General features: G+C 64.3%; 18 protein-coding genes. All 18 read left to right on the plus strand.

Annotated features, from left to right (window positions below):
• The first annotated feature begins 28 nt into the window (after positions 1 to 28).
• The gene (locus LMA02_RS00420) at positions 29 to 913 is read left to right on the plus strand and encodes a branched-chain amino acid ABC transporter permease (RefSeq protein WP_006751329.1); all 885 of its coding nucleotides are present in this window, start codon (positions 29 to 31) and stop codon (positions 911 to 913) included.
• Positions 913 to 1,887: a branched-chain amino acid ABC transporter permease gene (locus LMA02_RS00425; protein WP_228906372.1), complete on the plus strand. Its 975-nt coding sequence runs from the start codon at positions 913 to 915 to the stop codon at positions 1,885 to 1,887. Before LMA02_RS00420 ends, LMA02_RS00425 begins: the two co-directional genes overlap by 1 nt.
• A 1,082-nt stretch (positions 1,888 to 2,969) precedes the next feature.
• Positions 2,970 to 4,127, plus strand: coding sequence for an ABC transporter substrate-binding protein (locus LMA02_RS00430; RefSeq protein WP_175676243.1), 1,158 nt, complete (start codon positions 2,970 to 2,972; stop codon positions 4,125 to 4,127).
• A 201-nt stretch (positions 4,128 to 4,328) separates the two neighbouring features.
• Entirely contained in the window at positions 4,329 to 5,384 is a 1,056-nt protein-coding gene (locus LMA02_RS00435; RefSeq protein ID WP_105830751.1) for a branched-chain amino acid ABC transporter permease, read from the plus strand.
• A 4-nt stretch (positions 5,385 to 5,388) separates the two neighbouring features.
• Entirely contained in the window at positions 5,389 to 7,173 is a 1,785-nt protein-coding gene (locus LMA02_RS00440) for an ABC transporter permease subunit (protein WP_228906373.1), read from the plus strand.
• Positions 7,173 to 7,931, plus strand: a complete 759-nt coding sequence (locus LMA02_RS00445; protein WP_228906374.1) for an ABC transporter ATP-binding protein — start codon at positions 7,173 to 7,175, stop codon at positions 7,929 to 7,931. The genes LMA02_RS00440 and LMA02_RS00445 overlap by 1 nt, the downstream gene beginning before the upstream one ends.
• 495 nt (positions 7,932 to 8,426) lie before the next feature.
• On the plus strand, positions 8,427 to 10,397 hold the full coding sequence (mnmG, locus tag LMA02_RS00450; RefSeq protein WP_228906375.1) for a tRNA uridine-5-carboxymethylaminomethyl(34) synthesis enzyme MnmG: 1,971 nt from the start codon (positions 8,427 to 8,429) through the stop codon (positions 10,395 to 10,397).
• Complete coding sequence (gene rsmG, locus LMA02_RS00455; protein WP_175665555.1) at positions 10,394 to 11,080, plus strand: 16S rRNA (guanine(527)-N(7))-methyltransferase RsmG; 687 nt, start codon at positions 10,394 to 10,396, stop codon at positions 11,078 to 11,080. The genes mnmG and rsmG overlap by 4 nt, the downstream gene beginning before the upstream one ends.
• 51 nt (positions 11,081 to 11,131) lie before the next feature.
• The gene (locus tag LMA02_RS00460) at positions 11,132 to 11,911 is read left to right on the plus strand and encodes a ParA family protein (protein WP_228906376.1); all 780 of its coding nucleotides are present in this window, start codon (positions 11,132 to 11,134) and stop codon (positions 11,909 to 11,911) included.
• 31 nt (positions 11,912 to 11,942) lie between these two features.
• Entirely contained in the window at positions 11,943 to 12,836 is an 894-nt protein-coding gene (locus LMA02_RS00465; protein ID WP_105830793.1) for a ParB/RepB/Spo0J family partition protein, read from the plus strand.
• A 13-nt stretch (positions 12,837 to 12,849) separates the two neighbouring features.
• Positions 12,850 to 13,980, plus strand: coding sequence for an SLC13 family permease (locus tag LMA02_RS00470; protein WP_228907590.1), 1,131 nt, complete (start codon positions 12,850 to 12,852; stop codon positions 13,978 to 13,980).
• A gap of 572 nt (positions 13,981 to 14,552) precedes the next feature.
• A complete protein-coding gene (locus LMA02_RS00475) occupies positions 14,553 to 15,080 on the plus strand; it encodes an ATP synthase subunit I (RefSeq protein WP_228906377.1) in 528 nt (175 codons plus the stop codon).
• 110 nt (positions 15,081 to 15,190) lie between these two features.
• Positions 15,191 to 16,039, plus strand: coding sequence for a F0F1 ATP synthase subunit A (gene atpB, locus LMA02_RS00480; protein WP_228906379.1), 849 nt, complete (start codon positions 15,191 to 15,193; stop codon positions 16,037 to 16,039).
• A 75-nt stretch (positions 16,040 to 16,114) separates the two neighbouring features.
• Positions 16,115 to 16,384 carry a F0F1 ATP synthase subunit C gene (gene atpE / locus LMA02_RS00485; protein WP_006482730.1) on the plus strand — a complete coding sequence of 90 codons (270 nt, stop codon included), beginning with the start codon at positions 16,115 to 16,117 and terminating at the stop codon, positions 16,382 to 16,384.
• A gap of 128 nt (positions 16,385 to 16,512) precedes the next feature.
• Positions 16,513 to 16,983 (plus strand): F0F1 ATP synthase subunit B, encoded by a 471-nt coding sequence (locus LMA02_RS00490; protein WP_006751767.1) that lies wholly within the window; start codon positions 16,513 to 16,515, stop codon positions 16,981 to 16,983.
• Between the two features lie 2 nt (positions 16,984 to 16,985).
• Entirely contained in the window at positions 16,986 to 17,525 is a 540-nt protein-coding gene (locus LMA02_RS00495) for a F0F1 ATP synthase subunit delta (RefSeq protein ID WP_006756468.1), read from the plus strand.
• Positions 17,526 to 17,569: 44 nt separating this feature from the next.
• A complete protein-coding gene (gene atpA / locus LMA02_RS00500) occupies positions 17,570 to 19,111 on the plus strand; it encodes a F0F1 ATP synthase subunit alpha (RefSeq protein ID WP_011655619.1) in 1,542 nt (513 codons plus the stop codon).
• A gap of 69 nt (positions 19,112 to 19,180) precedes the next feature.
• Positions 19,181 to 20,056, plus strand: coding sequence for a F0F1 ATP synthase subunit gamma (atpG, locus tag LMA02_RS00505; RefSeq protein WP_228906380.1), 876 nt, complete (start codon positions 19,181 to 19,183; stop codon positions 20,054 to 20,056).
• Positions 20,057 to 20,093 lie beyond the last annotated feature (37 nt).

A 20,093-nucleotide genomic window follows, 5' to 3' on the forward strand; every position in this document is an offset into this window, starting at 1 on the left:
AACGAAACTCATACTGACGGCTAAGTCGATGGAAATCTTTGGCATTCCGTTGCCGGCGATGCTGAGCCAGTTGCTGCTCGGGCTCGTCAACGGCTCGTTCTACGCGATCCTGAGCCTCGGGCTCGCGGTGATCTTCGGGCTGCTCAACGTGATCAACTTCGCGCACGGCGCGCTGTTCATGCTGGGTGCGATGCTCGCATGGATGGGGCTGTCGTACCTCGGGTTGCCGTATTGGGCAATGCTCGCGCTCGCGCCGCTGATCGTCGGCGCGTTCGGGATCCTGGTCGAGCGGTCGATGCTGCGCTGGCTGTACAAGCTCGATCACCTGTACGGGCTGTTGCTCACGTTCGGCCTCACGCTCGTCGTCGAAGGCGTGTTCCGCTCGATCTACGGCTCGTCCGGCCAGCCGTACGACGTGCCGTCGCAGCTGTCCGGCGCGACCAATCTCGGCTTCATGTTCCTGCCGAACTACCGCGCGTGGGTGGTCGTCGCGTCGCTCGCGGTGTGTCTCGCGACCTGGTTCGTGATCGAGAAGACGCGCCTGGGCGCCTATCTGCGTGCCGGTACCGAGAACCCGAAGCTCGTCGAGGCGTTCGGCGTGAACGTGCCGATGATGATCACGCTCACCTACGGCTTCGGCGTCGCGCTCGCGGCGTTTGCCGGCGTGCTCGCCGCGCCGGTGATCCAGGTGTCGCCGCTGATGGGCCAGCCGATGATCATCACCGTGTTCGCGGTGGTCGTGATCGGCGGGATGGGCTCGATTCTCGGTTCGATCATCACGGGGCTGCTGCTCGGCGTGATCGAGGGCTTCACGCGCGTGTTCTATCCGGAAGCGTCGGCCACGGTCGTGTTCGTGATCATGGCGATCGTGCTGCTGATCCGCCCGGCGGGCCTGTTCGGCAAGGAAAAATGATGCAGAGAAAAGTGCTCTACGGCGTGCTGCTCGCCGCACTGCTCGCCGCGCCGTTCATCGGCGCGTATCCGGTCTTCGTGATGAAGGTGCTCACGTTCGCGCTGTTCGCGGCCGCGTTCAACCTGCTGATCGGCTATACGGGGCTGCTGTCGTTCGGCCATGCGATGTTCCTCGCGACCGCCGGCTACGGCACCGGTTATACGATCCAGACGCTCGGCTTCACGCCGGAGCTCGGCGTGCTCGTCGGCACGTTCGCCGCGACGCTGCTCGGGCTCGTCGTCGGCCTGTTCGCGATCCGGCGGCAGGGCATCTACTTCGCGATGATCACGCTCGCGTTCGCGCAGATGGTCTACTTCATCTACCTCCAGGCGCCGTTTACGCACGGCGAGGACGGCCTGCAGGGCGTGCCGCGCGGACACCTGTTCGGGCTCGTCGACCTGTCGAACGACGTCGCGCTCTACTACGTCGTGCTCGCGGTGATCGTTGCAGCGTGCGCGTTCATCGTGCGAATCGTGCACTCGCCGTTCGGCCAGGTGCTCGTCGCGATCAAGGAGAACGAGGCGCGTGCGATCTCGCTCGGCTACGACACCGATCGCTTCAAGCTGCTCGCGTTCATCCTGTCGGCCGGGCTCGCGGGGCTGGCCGGTTCGCTGAAGGTGCTGGTGCTCGGCTTCGAGACGCTGTCCGACGCGCACTGGACGATGTCGGGCCTCGTCGTGCTGATGACGCTCGTCGGCGGGATGGGCACGCTGTTCGGGCCGTTGCTCGGCGCGGCGCTGATCGTCGCGCTGGAGGACCGGCTCGGCGACATCGGCGAATGGCTCGCGTCGGTCACCGGCATCGGCTGGTTCCACTCGCTCGGCGAATCGACGACGATCGTCACGGGGGTGATCTTCATCGCGTGCGTGCTGGCATTCCGGCGCGGGATCGTCGGCGAGATGGTCGCGCGGGTCAAGACGCTCAGGCCGTCCTGAGTGCATCGTGCCGGTGCGGCGGGTTGATGCGAAGCACCATCCGGGACGACCGGAAAGGGCGTTTCGGCGGCCTCCGGCCGGCGCCGCGCGGCAAGGCTGGTGCCCCATTTTCGTGCGGCGATGCACCATAGGGGTAAATGCTAAGTTGTCGCAGCATGAAAGGTCCTTTAATCTTCGTTTCAGTTCTGATGCACCGCGAAACGAATTTGCAGGTGGAGAACGAGGAGACAATCGAGGCACAAAGTGCCCGGACCCCAAAGCGCTGTTGGACGGAATCCAACAGCGCTTTTTCATTTGTGTGCGCGAATTTCCCTCGATGGTGCAGGGGAGTGGCGCCGCGTTCCGCGCGCCCGTATTCCGCTTCGCACTGCCCGCGTTTCACCCCCGTCCCCCCGTTTTCGTCTTGCCTGCCAGTCGATCGCCGCTGGCGCGCAACCGCGTGCATGCCGTCCGGGCTTACCCGGTTGGCGTGCGCAAAAAGCGTCCGTTACACTCAGCTTTCGCCGACCGCGCGGTCGGGAAAATCGGTCGGCAGTTCTCCTACAAGCAAAATGCAGAAGAGGGAGTACGGTTGGATGAGAAGCGCAGGACGATGGATCGGGGCACGAGAGGCGGCTGGCGCCGCTCGTACGGGGTCGGGAGCGCATGGGTATGCCCTCGCTTTCACGAGCCGCCCTGCGGCCGGTATGCGCGCTCCGGCGCGATTGGCCGGCGCGGCTGTTTCTCCAGTCGTTGCGTTCGCATCCATATGAACTGCCGCTCTTCCGATCTTGCGCCGCCCGCGTGCGTGGCCGAATCCGGTTCGGCCGGTGGACCTGCCGGCGATCGTTGCCTGCGCATCGATCGCCTTTCCCGCAAAGCCGCATTTCCGCGCTTGCTTCATCCTGACGACATTGCCGCCGCGCATCGTGACGGTCGAACGACCGCTTCGGAATGCGCGGCGGCGCATGCGTGCGCGCGTTTCACGGGAAAACGAGCGTAGGCGCGGCACGGCGAGATAGTTAAATTATTAACTTGTTTGAGGACCGGGAGCCGCCCGAGCGACCCGCGGATTTTTCGAGCAGCGTTTGGAGACAACGTAAATGAAGATGAATCGATGGATGGAGGTTCTGCTTGCCGCGGGCCTCGTGTGTGCGGCAGCCACGGCGTCGGCACAGGTGAAGATCGGCGTGACGCTGTCGGCCACCGGGCCGGCCGCATCGCTCGGGATTCCGGAAAAGAACACGATCGCGCTGCTGCCGAAGGAAATCGCGGGCAAGAGCGTCCAGTACATCGTGCTCGACGATGCGTCCGACACGAGCCGCGCGGTGCAGAACGTGCGCAAGCTGATCGACGAGGATCACGTCGACGCGATCATCGGTTCGTCCGTCACGCCGAATTCGCTCGCGATGCTCGATCCGGTGTCGCAGGGCAAGACGCCGACGATCTCGCTCGCGGCGAGCGCGCAGATCATCGCGCCGATGGACGCGAAGCGCGCGTGGATGTTCAAGGTGCCGCAGAACGACCAGCTGATGGCGGACGCGATCGCCGGCTACATGGCGAAGCACGGCGTGAAGACGATCGGCTTCATCGGCTTCGCCGACGCGTACGGCGACAGCTGGTACAACACGTTCAACGCGGCCGCGGCGAAGAACGGGTTGAAGGTGGTGTCGAACGAGCGCTACAACCGCACCGATGCGTCGGTGATGGGGCAGGTGCTGAAGCTGCTGGGCTCGAACCCCGACGCGGTGCTGATCGCCGGTTCCGGCACGCCGGCCGCGCTGCCGGCCAAGACGCTCAAGGAGCGCGGCTACAAGGGCAAGGTGTACCAGACGCACGGCGTCGCGAACAACGACTTCCTGCGCGTGTGCGGCAAGGATTGCGAAGGCGAGATCCTGCCGGCCGGTCCGGTGCTCGTGACCGACCAGCTGCCGGACTCGAATCCGGTGAAGAAGCCGGCGCTCGGCTACAAGGCTGCGTACGAGAAGGCGTATGGCGCGGGCTCGCTGGCGACCTTCGGCGGGCATGCGTGGGATGCGGGGCTGCTGCTCCAGCGTGCGATTCCCGACGCGCTGAAGAAGGGCCAGCCGGGCACCGAGGCGTTCCGCGAGGCGCTGCGCGCGTCGCTCGAGAGCGTGAAGGACCTGCCCGTGTCGCACGGCGTGATCAACATGACGTCGACCGACCACAACGGCTTCGACACGCGTGCGCGCGTGATGGTGCAGATCGTCGACGGCAAGTGGAAGCTGCAGGCCGAGTAAGCATCACGTGAAACCGGTGGGCGCGGCGCGAACGGCGCCGTGCGCGCCGTCGGCAGCGCGGCGGGCCTGGCGGCCCGCGCTCGCGCCGCATGGAATGTCCGGGAAGCCGCCGCACGCCGCCTGATCTTCCGGTCTTGGCGTCCGCGCGCGCGGGCCGCTCCCGTCGCCGTTTCTCCGCAGCATTCTCGATACACGAAACGTATGGATTTCTCGATTGCGGCGATCCTCGCGCAAGACGGCATCACGACCGGCGCCATTTATGCATTGCTGTCGCTGGCGCTCGTGCTGGTGTTTTCCGTCACGCGGGTGATCTTCATTCCCCAGGGCGAATTCGTCGCCTACGGCGCGCTCACGCTTGCGGCATTGCAGGCGCAGAAATTTCCCGCGACCTGCTGGCTGCTGTTCGTGATGGGCATCGCGTGCTTCATGCTGGAAGTCGGCGGCCTGGTCCGCCATCGCGAACGCCGCCATCAGCTCGGCCGCACGCTCGCGACGCTGGCGAGCCGCTACGTGCTGCTGCCGCTTGCGGTGTTCGCGCTCACGCGCAGCTTTGCCGCGCAGCCGCTGCCGATGCTCGCGCAGATCGCACTGACGCTCGCGATCGTCGTGCCGATGGGGCCGTTCGTCTACCGGCTCGTCTATCAGCCGATCGCAGAGGGCACGACGCTGCTGCTGCTGATCGTGTCGGTCGCCGTCCATTTCGCGATGGTCGGCCTCGGGCTCGTGATGTTCGGCGCGGAAGGCTCGCGTACCAACGGATTCGCGGATGCGTCGCTGTCGGTCGGCAGCATGACGGTGTCGGTGCAGAGCATTCTCGTGGTCGTGACCGCGCTGGTGCTGATCGGTGCGCTCTACGTGTACTTCGGTCGCACGATCGCCGGCAAGGCACTGCGCGCGACGTCGGTGAACCGGCTCGGCGCGCGGCTCGTCGGCATCGGCACGACCGAAGCCGGGCGGCTGGCGTTCACGCTGGCAGCGGGGCTCGGCGTGCTGTCCGGCATCCTCGTCGGCCCGCTGACGACCATCTATTACGACTCCGGCTTCCTGATCGGCCTGAAGGGTTTCGTCGGCGCGATCATCGGCGGGCTGGTCAGCTATCCGCTCGCGGCCGCGGGCTCGCTGCTCGTCGGCGTGCTCGAATCGTATTCGTCGTTCTGGGCGAGCGCGTACAAGGAAGTGATCGTGTTCACGCTGATCATCCCGGTGCTGCTGTGGCGAAGTTTCGCGACGCCGCATGCGGAAGAGGAAGAGGAGTGACGCGATGAAGACGATGGTACGCAACAAGACCTTCTGGGTGTTTCTCGTGGTGCTGTTCGCGCTGCCGGTGCTGCCCGGCGCGCTGCAGGTGCCCGAATACTGGATCACGCTGCTGAACTACATCGGCCTCTACGCGATCGTCGCGATCGGGCTCGTGCTGCTGACGGGTGTCGGCGGGATGACGAGTTTCGGGCAGGCCGCGTTCGTCGGCATCGGCGCGTATGCGACGGCGTTCCTGACGACGCGATACGGCGTGTCGCCGTGGCTCGCGCTGATCGTCGGCGTCGTGCTGACGGCGCTCGTCGCGCTCGTGCTTGGCGCGGTCACGATGCGCCTGTCCGGGCACTTCCTGCCGCTCGGCACGATCGCGTGGGGCCTCGCGCTGTTCTATCTGTTCGGTAATCTCGAGCTGCTAGGCAAGTACGACGGGATCAACGGGATTCCGGCGCTGAACCTGTTCGGCATCGAACTCGGCAGCGGCCGCAGCCTGTACTTCCTGATCTGGGCCGTCGTGCTGGCGGCGATCGTGTCGGTGCAGAACCTGCTCAACAGCCGCCCCGGCCGTGCGATCCGCGCGCTGCGCGGCGGCGGGGTGATGGCCGAGGCGATGGGCGTGAACACCGCATGGATGCGCGTCGTGATCTTCGTCTACGCGGCCGTGCTCGCGGCGGTATCGGGCTTCCTGTACGCGCACTTGCAGCGCGCGGTGAACCCGACCCCGTTCGGGCTGAACCACGGGATCGAATTCCTGTTCATGGCCGTGGTGGGCGGCGTGTCGCACGTGTGGGGCGCGGTGCTCGGTGCGGCGATCCTCACCGTGCTGCAGGACTACCTGCAGACGCTGCTGCCGAAGCTGCTCGGCTCGGAAGGCAACTTCGAGATCATCGTGTTCGGCGTGCTGATGGTGCTGCTGCTGCAGTACGCGCGCCAGGGCGTGTGGCCGTTCGTCGCGAAGCTGTTTCCGCGCGGGCCGCGCGCACATGTGCCCGACCAGGCCGATCCACTGCCGCTGCGTGAGAAACCGTTGGCCGGCGAGCCGCTGCTCGTCGTCGACAACGCGCGCAAGCAGTTCGGCGGGCTGGTGGCCGTCAACGACGTCAGTTTCGACGTGAAGGCGGGGCAGATCATCGGCCTGATCGGCCCGAACGGCGCCGGCAAGTCGACCACGTTCAACCTCGTGACCGGCGTGCTGCAACCGACCGGCGGCACGATCACGTTCCGCGGCGAGCGGATCGACGGGCTCACGTCGCGTCAGATCGTCCGGCGCGGGATCGGCCGTACGTTCCAGCACGTGAAGCTGCTGCCGACGATGACGGTGCTCGAGAATGTCGCGATCGGCGCGCATCTGCGCGGCCATACGGGCGTGTGGCGCAGCATCGCGCGGCTCAACGCGCACGAGGAGGCGCAACTGCTGGCCGAAGCGGCACGCCAGATCCGCCGCGTCGGGCTCGAAAAGCACCTGTACGACGAAGCGGGCAGCCTCGCGCTCGGCCAGCAGCGGATTCTGGAAATCGCACGCGCGCTGTGCTGCGACCCGACGCTGCTGCTGCTCGACGAGCCGGCCGCCGGGCTGCGCTACCAGGAGAAGCAGCAACTTGCTGATCTGTTGCGGCGCCTGAAGGCCGAAGGGATGAGCGTGTTGCTCGTGGAACATGACATGGATTTCGTGATGAATCTCACCGATCGGCTGGTGGTGATGGAATTCGGCACGCGGATCGCGGAAGGGCTGCCGCAGGATGTGCAGCAGGATCCTGCGGTGCTCGAAGCGTATCTGGGCGGGGTGGAGTGATGGCGGCGGACACGACGATGCCGATTCTCGAGGTGCGCGGACTGGCGGTCCGGTACGGGACAGTCGAGGCGCTGCACGGTGCGGCGATCAAGGTGGGCGCCGGGCAGATCGTCAGCGTGATCGGCCCGAACGGTGCCGGCAAGTCGACGATGCTGAACGCGATCATGGGTGCGTTGCCGGTGACCGGGCATGCGTCGGGCGCGGTCATGTACCGTGGCAACGACGTGGGCGCGCTGCCGGTCGAGCGGCGTGTCGCGCGCGGGATGTGCCTCGTGCCGGAAAAGCGCGAGCTGTTCAGCACGATGACGGTCGAGGACAACCTCGTGCTGGGCGCGTATCGCCGCAAGCTCGCGGGCGAGTCGAACTTCCTTGACCAGCTCGATCATGTGTTTGCGCTGTTTCCGCGGCTCAAGGAGCGGCGCAAGCAGGCGGCCGGTACGCTGTCGGGCGGTGAGCGGCAGATGCTTGCGGTGGGCCGCGCGCTGATGGGCAAACCCGACCTGCTGATGCTCGATGAGCCGAGCCTCGGGCTGGCGCCGCTGATCGTAAAGGAGATTTTTCATATCATCAGCGCGTTGCGCGGCACAGGTGTCGCGACGCTGCTCATCGAGCAGAACGCGCGGGCGGCACTGCAGATCTCGGACTACGGCTATGTACTGGAGACGGGTGAGTTGGCGCTGGAAGGGCCGGCGGCCGAGCTGGCGCAAAATCCGCGCGTGATCGAAACCTACCTCGGGCTGGCGAAGAAAACGGCTTGATGGTTGCGCGGTTGGCGGGAAACGGGCGGCGTGTTTCACGTGAAACACGCCGTTTTTGTTTTCGGGGGCAGGGCGACGCGTCGATGAATGGGGTTTGGGGATAAGTGCCGGAGCACACAGCCGAAGCGCTGTGATGGGGGCAGGGTGCCTATCGTGCCGGGTTGCACAGGGTAACGAGCGTTGTATGCGCGACAGATCACTATTGCCATGAGACGAACAGCACAGGGGATAAGTATCGGCCGATCGATCGGAAATACTGTGACCGGGCAGGAATGTCGACCCCGGTTTTGCACAGCTTGGCGATGTGCGTCGAGGCCGCGGCGCACATCGCCGTAGCAGGATGGACGGCACAGCTCGGCCGATCGGGCCAAAAAAACGGCGAAATGAACCGGCCCTACCATTCGGATGGCCTTCGGGTGAAAAGCGAACCCGCTATAATTCGGCCCATACATTTCTCAGATAGGTTCGTGCGCAGTCCTGTGTACGGAATCCACCATGCTTTTTCCCACAGAATTTGACGTCATCGTTGTCGGTGGCGGGCACGCCGGCACGGAAGCCGCGTTGGCATCGGCCCGTATGGGCGCGAAGACGCTGCTCCTGACCCATAACATCGAAACGCTCGGGCAGATGAGCTGCAATCCGTCGATCGGCGGCATTGGCAAGGGCCACCTGGTCAAGGAAGTCGATGCGCTCGGCGGCGCGATGGCTGCCGCGACGGACGAGAGCGGTATTCAGTTCCGGATCCTCAATTCATCGAAGGGCCCGGCCGTGCGGGCGACGCGCGCTCAGGCCGACCGTATCCTGTACAAGGCCGCGATCCGCCATCGGCTCGAGAATCAGCCGAACCTGTGGCTGTTCCAGCAGGCCGTGGACGATCTGATGGTCGAAGGCGACCGCGTGGTCGGCGCCGTCACGCAGATCGGCATCCGCTTCCGCGCGCGTGCAGTGGTGCTGACGGCAGGTACGTTCCTCGACGGCAAGATCCACGTCGGTCTGAACAACTATACGGGCGGTCGCGCGGGCGATCCGGCGGCCGTGTCGTTGTCAGCGCGCCTGAAGGAGCTGAAGCTGCCGCAGGGCCGCCTGAAGACCGGTACGCCGCCGCGTATCGACGGCCGCTCGATCGATTTTTCGAAGCTGGACGAGCAGCCGGGCGATCTCGATCCGATTCCCGTGTTCTCGTTCCTGGGCCGCGCGGAACAGCATCCGCAGCAGCTGCCATGCTGGGTCACGCATACGAACGAGCGCACGCACGACATCATTCGCGGCGGCCTCGACCGTTCGCCCATGTATACAGGCGTGATCGAAGGCGTCGGCCCGCGTTACTGCCCGTCGATCGAGGACAAGATTCACCGGTTCGCGTCGAAGGAATCGCACCAGATCTTCCTCGAGCCGGAAGGGTTGACGACCAACGAGTTCTATCCGAACGGGATCTCGACGAGCCTGCCGTTCGACGTGCAGCTTGAGCTCGTGCACTCGATGCGCGGCCTCGAGAACGCGCACATCCTGCGCCCCGGCTACGCGATCGAGTACGACTACTTCGATCCGCGCGCGCTGAAGGCATCGCTTGAGACGAAGGCGATCAACGGGCTGTTCTTTGCGGGCCAGATCAATGGCACGACCGGCTACGAAGAAGCGGCCGCGCAAGGCCTGCTGGCCGGCCTGAATGCCGGCCGCTACGTGCAGGAAAAGGACGCATGGTGCCCGCGTCGTGACCAGGCCTACCTGGGCGTGCTGGTCGACGACCTCGTCACGCGTGGCGTGGCCGAGCCGTACCGGATGTTCACGAGCCGTGCGGAATACCGCTTGAGCCTGCGTGAAGACAATGCGGACATGCGTCTGACCGAGGTCGGCCGCGAACTGGGGCTCGTCGACGACGCGCGCTGGGACGCATTCAGCCGGAAGCGCGACGCTGTTTCACGTGAAACCGAACGCCTGAAGTCGACGTGGGTCACGCCGAAGACGCTGCCGCCGGAAGAGGCGACGGCTTTGCTCGGCAAGGCGATCGATCACGAGTACAGCCTCGCCGAACTGCTGCGCCGCCCGGGCATCAGCTACGACGGCGTGTGCGGCCTGAAGGGTGGCGAATGCGCGCCGGCCGAACCGCTGGCCGACGATCCGGTGCTGCTGGCGCAGATCAAGGAGCAGGTCGAGATCGGCATCAAATATCAGGGCTATATCGAGCGACAGGCGAGCGAGATCGAGCGCAACGATGCGAACGAGAACACGCGCCTGCCGGACGGTATCGACTACCGCGAGGTTCGCGGCCTGTCGTTCGAAGTGAGCCAGAAGCTCAACGAGTTCCGGCCGGAAACGATCGGTCAGGCATCGCGGATCTCGGGCGTCACGCCGGCTGCGATCTCGTTGCTGATGGTGCACCTGAAACGCCGTGGCCTTGGCCGTCGTAACGGCACCGCCGCAGAGGCGACGGAGCAGGGGGACGGCACCGTCCCGACGCAACAATGACGGCGCGTCGCGCGCCGGCGGTTAATCGGGACGTACTTGAACAGATGCTCGTCGACGGCACGGCCGCGCTCGACATCGCATTGACGGATGCACAACGCAATCAGCTGCTCGACTATGTCGCGCTGCTCGGCAAGTGGAACGCGGTCTACAACCTGACCGCGATCCGCGACCCGAAGCAGATGCTGATCCAGCACATTCTCGATTCGCTCTCCATCGTTCCGCATCTGCGCGACCGTGCATCGGCGCGCGTGCTCGACGTGGGTTCGGGTGGCGGGCTGCCCGGCATCGTGCTGGCGATCGTCCAGCCGGACTGGCAGGTGACGTTGAACGATATCGTGCAGAAAAAGTCTGCATTCCAGACGCAAATGCGCGCGGAGCTGAAGCTCGCGAACCTGTCGGTCGTCACCGGGCGGGTCGAATTGTTGCAGCCGGGTGTCGACGTGCCGGAAAAATTCGACATGATCGTGTCCCGCGCCTTCGCGGATCTATCCGACTTCGTTAAACTTGCTCGACATCTCGTCGCGCCCGGCGGATCGATCTGGGCAATGAAGGGTGTTCACCCGGACGACGAAATTGCACGACTGCCGGAAGGCAGCCGCGTAAAGCAGACGATGCGGCTGGCGGTACCGATGCTCGATGCCGAACGGCATCTGATCGAGGTCGTCGTCGACGAGGCGAATTGAAGGCGCGCAGTAGCGCGCCGTTTGTTTGAAGGTAAAGGGAACACACCAACGATGGCAAAGATCTTCTGCGTTGCGAACCAGAAGGGGGGCGTCGGCAAGACGACGACATCGGTCAATCTCGCCGCAAGCCTTGCAGCGCAGGAGCAACGAGTCCTGCTGATCGATCTCGACCCGCAGGGCAACGCGACGATGGGCAGCGGGATCGACAAGGCCGCCTGCGAGTCGACCGTGTACGAAGTGCTGATCGACGGCGTATCGGTGGCGGAAGCGCGCGTGCGTCCGGAGGGCGTCACGTACGACGTGCTGCCGGCCAACCGCGAGCTGTCCGGTGCCGAGATCGAGCTGATCGGCATCGACAACCGCGAGCGTCGGCTGAAAGCCGCGCTCGAGCACGTGGCCGACGACTACGACTTCGTGCTGATCGATTGCCCGCCGACGCTGTCGCTGCTGACGCTGAACGGACTGTGCGCGGCGCATGGCGTCGTGATCCCGATGCAGTGCGAGTACTTCGCGCTGGAAGGGCTGTCGGATCTCGTCAACACGATCAAGCAGGTTCACGCGAACATGAATCGCGACCTGAAGATCATCGGTTTGCTGCGCGTGATGTTCGATCCGCGCATCACGCTGCAGCAGCAAGTCTCCGATCAACTGAAAGCGCACTTCGGCGACAAGGTGTTCGACGCGGTGATCCCGCGCAACGTGCGCCTGGCGGAAGCGCCGAGTTACGGGTTGCCGGGCGTCGTGTTCGACCGCAACTCGCGCGGTGCGCAGGCATATATCCAATTCGGTGCCGAGATGATCGACCGCGTGCGCGCGTTCGAGGTGTCGTGATCCGGACATGAGCGAAGCGAGGAAGAAAGACATGAACGCGGTACCAAAGAAGAAGGGCTTGGGACGTGGCCTCGAAGCGCTGCTCGGCGGCAGTGCGGACATCACCGAAGCGGTGAAGATCGAAGGGGCGCCGAACACGCTCGCGCTCGGCAAGCTGCAGGCCGGCAAATACCAGCCGCGGACACGTATGGACGAAGGCAGCCTGCAGGAACTGGCGGCCAGCATTCGCGCGCAAGGCGTGATGCAGCCGATCCTGGTGCGACCCATTTCGTCTGACAAATACGAGATCATCGCCGGCGAGCGACGTTTCCGCGCGGCACGCCTGGCCGGTCTCGATGAAGTGCCGGTGCTCGTGAAGGACGTGTCCGATCAGGCTGCTGCCGCGATGGCGCTGATCGAGAACATCCAGCGCGAGGACCTGAACCCGCTGGAAGAGGCGCACGGTATCCAGCGCCTGCTCGACGAGTTCGGTTTCACGCACGAACAGGCGGCCGAATCGGTCGGCCGTTCGCGCAGCGCGGTGTCGAACCTGCTGCGCCTGCTGAACCTCGCTTCGCCGGTGCAGACGATGCTGCTGGCCGGCGATCTCGACATGGGCCACGCGCGTGCGCTGCTCGCGGTCGACGCGGCGACGCAGATCACGCTCGCGCACCAGGTGGTCAACAAGCGCATGTCGGTGCGCGAGACCGAGAAGCTGGTCGCGCACACGACGAAGGAAGCGCCGACGGTGAAGGCGCGCGCGAAGGATGACGGCGGCCGCGACACGCGCCGTCTCGAAGAGGAGTTGTCCGACCTGCTCGCGTCGACGGTGAAGATCAAGCTCGGCCGCCGCGGGCGAGGGCAGGTGATGATCGATTTCGGCAACCTCGATGCGCTCGAGGGCATTCTCGTGCGCCTGCGCGGCAACGTCGCGACCGAAGAGTAACGAGGCGCGATTGATAGAGAACACGGGCGCGGCGGCGCCACGCCGGTGGCTTGCCTGGCTGTTGAAGGAGCCTGTGCTGTCGGTACTGGCGCTTGCACTGATTATTCTGCAATGGTTGCATCCGCAACCAATCGCCGCACTGGCCGAGCGCGTCGACTGGCAGACCGTCGCGACGCTCGCGGGCCTGCTGATGCTGACCAAGGCGCTCGAGTTGTCCGGATGCCTGATGTGGCTCGCGCATCGCATCGTGCATCACGTGCATTCGGAGCGCGGGCTCGCGATGCTGCTCGTCGTGTTCGCGGCGGCACTCGCGATGTGGCTCACCAACGACGTTGCGCTGTTCGTCGTCGTGCCGCTGATGGTGTCGCTGCGCGCGCTGACGCCGCTGCCGTTCCGGCGGCTCGTGATCGTGGTCGCGCTGGCCGTCAACGCGGGGTCCGTCGCGACGCCGCTCGGCAATCCCCAGAACCTTTTCCTGTGGCAATTGAGCGGCATGTCGTTCGGCCGCTTCGTCGTCACGCTCGGGCCGCTCGCGCTGGCGCTGATGGCGCTGCTGCTCGTGCTGACGGCGTGCGCGTTTCGCGCGAAACCGCTCGACCTGTCGGGCGACGTCGAGGCCGTTCCCGTGCAGCGCATGCACGCGCTGCTCGCGGCGGTGCTGTTCGGTGCATTCGTGCTGCTGGCCGATGCGCACCATCCGGTGCCGGCCCTGATCGCCGTCGTGATCGCGCTGCTGGTGGCAAAACGTGACGCAGTCCTGAAGATCGACTGGCTGCTGCTGCTGATCTTCGTGCTGATGTTCGTCGTGCTGCGTAGCGCGGCCGCGCTGCCCGTCGTCCACGACGCGATCGCGCGGACCCATCTCGATTCGCCGCTGCGTGTGTTCGCGGCAGGTGCGGTGCTGTCACAGGGAATCAGCAACGTGCCGGCGGCCATCCTGCTGTCGGAATTCACGCACGACTGGCGTGCGCTCGCGTTCGGCGTATCGGTCGGTGGCTTCGGTTTCGCGATCAGTTCGCTCGCGAACCTGATCGCGGTGCGTCTCGCGAAGGAGCCGCGCATGTGGCTGCCGTTTCACCTGGTGTCGATTCCGTTCGCGATCGCGAGCGCGGCACTGGGGGCGTGGTTGCTCATTCACGGTTGAGCGGCGCGGCCGCCTGCGGTGCAGGCGTGCTGCAAGCCGGGCGGGGAGGGCGCGCGGCGTTCCCGCTCGTTGCGAAGCCGGGCTGTTGATAAGTGCGGCGATTCACAGTCGATATTCTGTGGCGGCACAACAACTGATTGCGAGCCTCGTTCCGCTCGCGGCCGAGCGCATTTCGCGCGTTGCGCCCAACGCGGTGCTCACGCTATTTCCTTTGTTCCGCATCGTTGCGCCGGGTCGTTTTACGTGGTCGCGTCACAGCAGCATTCCTGCTGCGATCGCGTCGCGTCGATGACGCCCGTGCCAGGCATCGATGTCGCGTCATCTCCTCGTCGCCGGACTTTTTCGGGCAAGAAATACCGGTGCAGGAAGGCGACCTTACAACTGTCATCGTACCTCGTCGATTCGCGCGTTTTTCACATGATGAGGCGTCGTTTTGCACAGGTTTTTGTCGCTTCTAAAGCCTTGAATCACTTGCAACTATCGCTTACAATCGCCCGGATTTGTTAGCTAGGCACCCCTGAAAGCTTTCGGAAAGTCTGGGGCCGGGTTCAAGGATTTTGCGGAAAATTGCGATGGCGGGTCAGGCGCCGAACGACAGGCACGATGATCACCGAGCGCAACGCACCGCTTCAGCGGCCGGCGAGCGGCGCGAGTCCGATGCCGACGACTGGGATGCCGAGCAACAAGATAACAACATCGTTCCGCTCACGCGGACGGAAGCCGAGAGGCTGTTCGGTCCGAACGTGAGCAAGCCGTCGCGCGTGACCCCCTACAAGGTGGTGGCCGCGCAGGTGGTCTTGTCCCTGGTTGCAACGCTGGCGTGGTGGCTGTTTTCAAAGTCGCCGGGCGCCGCTGCGCAGTCCGCGTTTCTGGGCGGGGCGATCGGCTGGGTGCCAAGCGCGTTGTTCGTGGCACGACTGAAGGCAGGTGGCTCGGCCACCGTCATGAGCTGGGTGATGGGCGAAGCCCTGAAGCTCGGCCTGACGATCGGGATGTTCGCAGCAGTGGCGTTCGGCTGGGCCGGCGTGCACTGGGTGCCGTTCCTGATCACGTACCTCGTCGTGCTGAAGACGTACTGGATCGCGCTGGCCTGGCGGTAAGAAACAAGCAGCGTGCGGTTTCGACAACGAACCGCACCGGCCCGTTCCCGCAATAGCGTATTGCGGAACGGGGCAAAACGATTTTCGACAATTTGGGTGGCATTAACGATATGGCAGCTAGCGAAGGCACGCGTCCGGATCCGTCCGAGTACATTGCGCACCACTTGCAGAATTTCTCCACCTCGCATCAGACGTCGATTTTCGATATCCACGTCTGGAATCTCGATACGCTGTTCTGGTCGATCGTGTGCGGCATCGTGACGATCCTCCTGCTGCGTCTGGCCGCCCGCAAGGCGACGTCGGGCGTGCCGGGCCGTTTCCAGTGCGCGATCGAGATGCTCGTCGAAATGGTCGAAGACCAGTCGAAGGCCATCGTCCACGGCAATCGTACCTTCATCGCTCCGCTCGCCCTCACGGTGTTCGTGTGGGTGACGCTGATGAACTCCCTCGACTTCCTCCCGGTCGACCTGCCGGGCCGCGTGATCGGCCTGCTCGGTCTGTCGGACGTGATTTCCCACCATCGCATCGTCCCGACGGCCGACCTGAACGGCACGCTCGGCATCGCGCTCGGCGTGTTCGTCCTGATGATCTACTACAGCATCAAGATCAAGGGCGCGGGCGGCTTTGTGCATGAGCTGCTGTCGGCCCCGTTTGGCGCCCACCCGCTGCTGTGGATCCCGAACCTCGCGCTCAACATCGTCGAATATCTCGCGAAGACCGTCTCCCTCGGTATGCGGCTGTTCGGCAACATGTACGCGGGTGAGCTGTTGTTCCTGTTGATCGCCCTGCTCGGCAGCATGTGGAGCTTCGGTGGCGACGCAACGTTCCTCGGCTTCATTGGTCACGTGATCGCGGGCAGCGTCTGGGCAATCTTCCACATCCTGATTGTTCTGTTGCAGGCATTCATTTTCATGATGCTGACGCTGGTGTATCTCGGCCAGGCGCACGACAAGCACTAAGCGCGGCGTGCAAGAAAGAGTCTTCGTTTTAGTTTTTTAATTCTCAGTTCCAAGTCTTTTCACAAAGGAGTGATCATGCAAGCTTACATCGCCAACATCCAGGGTCTGACCGCCATCGGTATCGGCATCATCATCGGCCTGGGTGCAATCGGCGCCTGTATCGGTATCGCGCTGATGGGTGGCAAGTACATCGAAGCGTGCGCACGTCAGCCGGAACTCATCAACCCGCTGCAAACGAAGATGTTCCTGCTGGCCGGCCTGATCGACGCTGCATTCCTGATCGGTGTTGGTGTCGCAATGCTGTTCGCGTTCGCGAACCCGCTCCTGTCGAAGCTCGCAGGCTAAGGTTCCTCGGAAATATGCGCCCGGCGCAAGCCGGCGCAGGGCGGAACGGAGACTTGGGGCGCTGATCGAATGCAACTCGATGAGCGCCTTACCGTTTCATTTTTCCGGATAGCAGATAAGGAAACACCGTGAATCTCAACGCAACTCTGTTTGCGCAAATGGTCGTGTTCCTGGTCCTCGCGTGGTTCACGATGAAGTTCGTGTGGCCGCCGTTGATCAACGCCCTCGACGAACGTTCGAAGAAGATCGCCGACGGCCTCGCCGCCGCGGAGAAGGGCAAGGCGGAACTCGACGCAGCGCACAAGCGCGTGGACCAGGAACTCGCGCAGGCCCGTAACGACGGCCAGCAGCGCATCGCCGACGCTGAAAAGCGTGCCCAGGCGGTCGCCGAGGAAATCAAGGCCAACGCCCAGGCTGAAGCCGCCCGCATCGTCGCCCAGGCGAAGGCGGAAGCAGAACAGCAAATCGTGAAGGCGCGCGAAGCGCTGCGTGGCGAAGTCGCCTCGCTGGCCGTGAAGGGCGCCGAGCAGATCCTGAAGCGCGAAGTCGATCAAACGGCCCACGCCCAACTGCTGAATCAACTGAAAGCCGAGCTCTGATCATGGCCGAACTTGCAACCATCGCCCGCCCTTACGCAGAAGCGCTGTTCCGCGTGGCCGAGGGAGGTGACATCGCCGCCTGGTCCACGCTCGTGCAAGAGCTGGCCCAGGTTGCGCGTCTGCCGGAAGTGCTGTCGGTCGCGTCGAGCCCGAAGGTGACGCGCACGCAAGTGGTCGAGCTGCTGCTTGCTGCGGTGAAGTCGCCGGTCGCGGCCGGCGCAGAAGCGAAGAACTTCGTGCAGATGCTGGTCGACAATCATCGTATCGCGCTGCTGCCGGAAATTGCCGAGCAGTTCGAGGCGCTCAAGAACGAACGTGAAGGTGCAGCCGACGCCGAGATCGTGAGCGCGTTCCCGCTGAACGGCGCGGATCTCGAAAGTCTCGTCTCTGGCCTCGAACGCAAGTTCAAGCGCAAGCTGAAGCCGACGGTCGAAGTCGATTCGTCGCTGATCGGCGGCGTGCGCGTGACGGTCGGCGACGAAGTGCTCGACACCTCGGTTCGCGCGCGCCTCGCATCGATGCAGGCTGCCTTGACCGCCTGAGCGCCACGCCGGCACGCAACAGAATTGACTATCAGGAGCGAATAATGCAACTCAATCCCTCTGAGATCAGCGAGCTGATCAAGAGCCGGATCCAGGGCCTTGAAGCGAGCGCAGACGTTCGCAACCAGGGCACCGTGATCTCCGTGACCGACGGTATCGTGCGCATCCACGGCCTGTCGGACGTGATGCAGGGCGAAATGCTCGAGTTTCCGGGCAACACGTTCGGCCTCGCGCTGAACCTCGAGCGCGACTCGGTCGGCGCTGTGATTCTCGGCGAATACGAACACATCTCGGAAGGCGACGTCGTCAAGACGACGGGCCGCATCTTGGAAGTCCCGGTGGGTCCGGAACTCGTCGGCCGCGTGGTCGATGCGCTCGGCAACCCGATCGACGGCAAGGGCCCGGTCAACGCGAAGCTGACCGACGCGATCGAAAAGATCGCTCCGGGCGTGATCTGGCGTAAGTCGGTGTCGCAGCCGGTGCAGACGGGCATCAAGTCGATCGACGCGATGGTGCCGATCGGCCGTGGCCAGCGTGAGCTGATCATCGGCGACCGTCAGTGCGGCAAGACCGCGGTGGCGATCGACGCGATCATCAACCAGAAGGGCAAGGACCTGGTCTGTATCTACGTCGCGATCGGCCAGAAGGCTTCGTCGATCATGAACGTGGTTCGCAAGCTCGAAGAAACGGGCGCGATGGAATACACGATCGTCGTCGCCGCTTCGGCTTCGGATTCGGCCGCGATGCAGTACCTGGCACCGTACGCCGGCTGCACGATGGGCGAATACTTCCGCGACCGCGGTCAAGACGCGCTGATCATCTATGACGACTTGACCAAGCAGGCTTGGGCATACCGTCAGATCTCGCTGCTGCTGCGCCGCCCGCCGGGCCGTGAAGCTTACCCGGGTGACGTGTTCTATCTGCACTCGCGTCTGCTCGAGCGTGCTGCTCGCGTGTCGGAAGAGTACGTCGAGAAGTTCACGAACGGCGAAGTGAAGGGCAAGAGCGGCTCGCTGACGGCACTGCCGGTCATCGAAACGCAGGCTGGCGACGTGACCGCGTTCGTTCCGACGAACGTGATCTCGATCACCGACGGCCAGATCTTCCTGGAAACCGACCTGTTCAACGCAGGCATCCGCCCGGCAATCAACGCCGGTGTGTCGGTGTCGCGAGTCGGCGGCGCCGCTCAGACGAAGGTCGTGAAGAAGCTGTCGGGCGGTATCCGTACCGACCTCGCGCAGTACCGTGAACTGGCCGCATTCGCGCAGTTCGCATCGGACCTCGACGAAGCGACCCGCAAGCAGCTCGAGCGCGGCCGCCGCGTGACGGAACTGCTGAAGCAGCCGCAGTACCAGCCGCTGCAGGTGTGGGAACTGGCCGTGTCGCTGTACGCCGCGAACAACGGCTACCTCGACGATCTCGACGTGAAGCAAGTGCTGCCGTTCGAGAAGGGCCTGCGCGACAACCTGAAGACCAGCCACGCTGACCTCATCAAGCGCATCGAAGACACCAAGGATCTCTCGAAGGACGACGAAGGCGCGCTGCGCGCGGCGATCGAATCCTTCAAGAAATCGGGTGCCTATTGATCCGCGAGTGACACACTGAGGCCGCGCGGGTGCTGATGCGCCCGCGCCGCTTCGGTCAAGGAGCAAGCTATGGCTGGAATGAAGGAAATTCGCGGCAAGATCAAGAGCGTGCAAAACACGCGCAAGATCACGAAGGCGATGGAGATGGTGGCCGCATCGAAGATGCGCCGCGCGCAGGAACGCATGCGCGCCGCTCGTCCGTACGCGGACAAGGTCCGTGCCATCGCCGCGCACATGAGCCGTGCGAACCCGGAGTACCGCCACCCGTTCATGGTGGCGAACGACGGCGCGACGACGGCCGGCATCATCCTCGTCACGACGGACAAGGGTCTGTGCGGTGGTCTGAACACCAACGTGCTGCGTGCGACGGTGCAGAAGTTCAAGGAGCTGGAAGAGAAGGGCCAGAAGGTCGACGCCACCGCGATCGGTAGCAAGGGCCTCGGGTTCCTGAACCGCTTCGGCGCGAAGGTGATGTCGCAGGTCGTGCACCTCGGCGACACCCCGCACCTGGACAAGCTGATCGGCGCCGTGAAGACGCAGCTCGATCTGTACTCGGAAGGCAAGCTGTCGGCGGTTTATATCGCTTACACGCGCTTCGTCAACACGATGAAGCAGGAAGCCGTGATCGAGCAGTTGCTGCCGCTGTCGTCGGAGCACTTCGAGGCCGATGACGGTACGCCGGCCACGTCGTGGGATTACATCTACGAGCCGGACGCGCAGGCAGTCGTCGACGAACTGCTCGTGCGTTACGTCGAGGCGCTGGTATACCAGGCTGTCGCGGAAAACATGGCGTCCGAGCAATCGGCGCGGATGGTCGCGATGAAGGCCGCGTCCGACAACGCGAAGACGGTGATCAGCGAACTGCAGCTCGTATACAACAAGAGCCGCCAGGCCGCGATTACGAAAGAACTGTCGGAGATCGTCGGCGGCGCAGCCGCTGTTTAAGCGCGCGCCCGGGACGACAACTGCGCCTTTGCGCGAG

This window comes from Burkholderia sp. B21-005 (genome assembly GCF_020843965.1).
Lineage (GTDB): Bacteria > Pseudomonadota > Gammaproteobacteria > Burkholderiales > Burkholderiaceae > Burkholderia > Burkholderia ambifaria.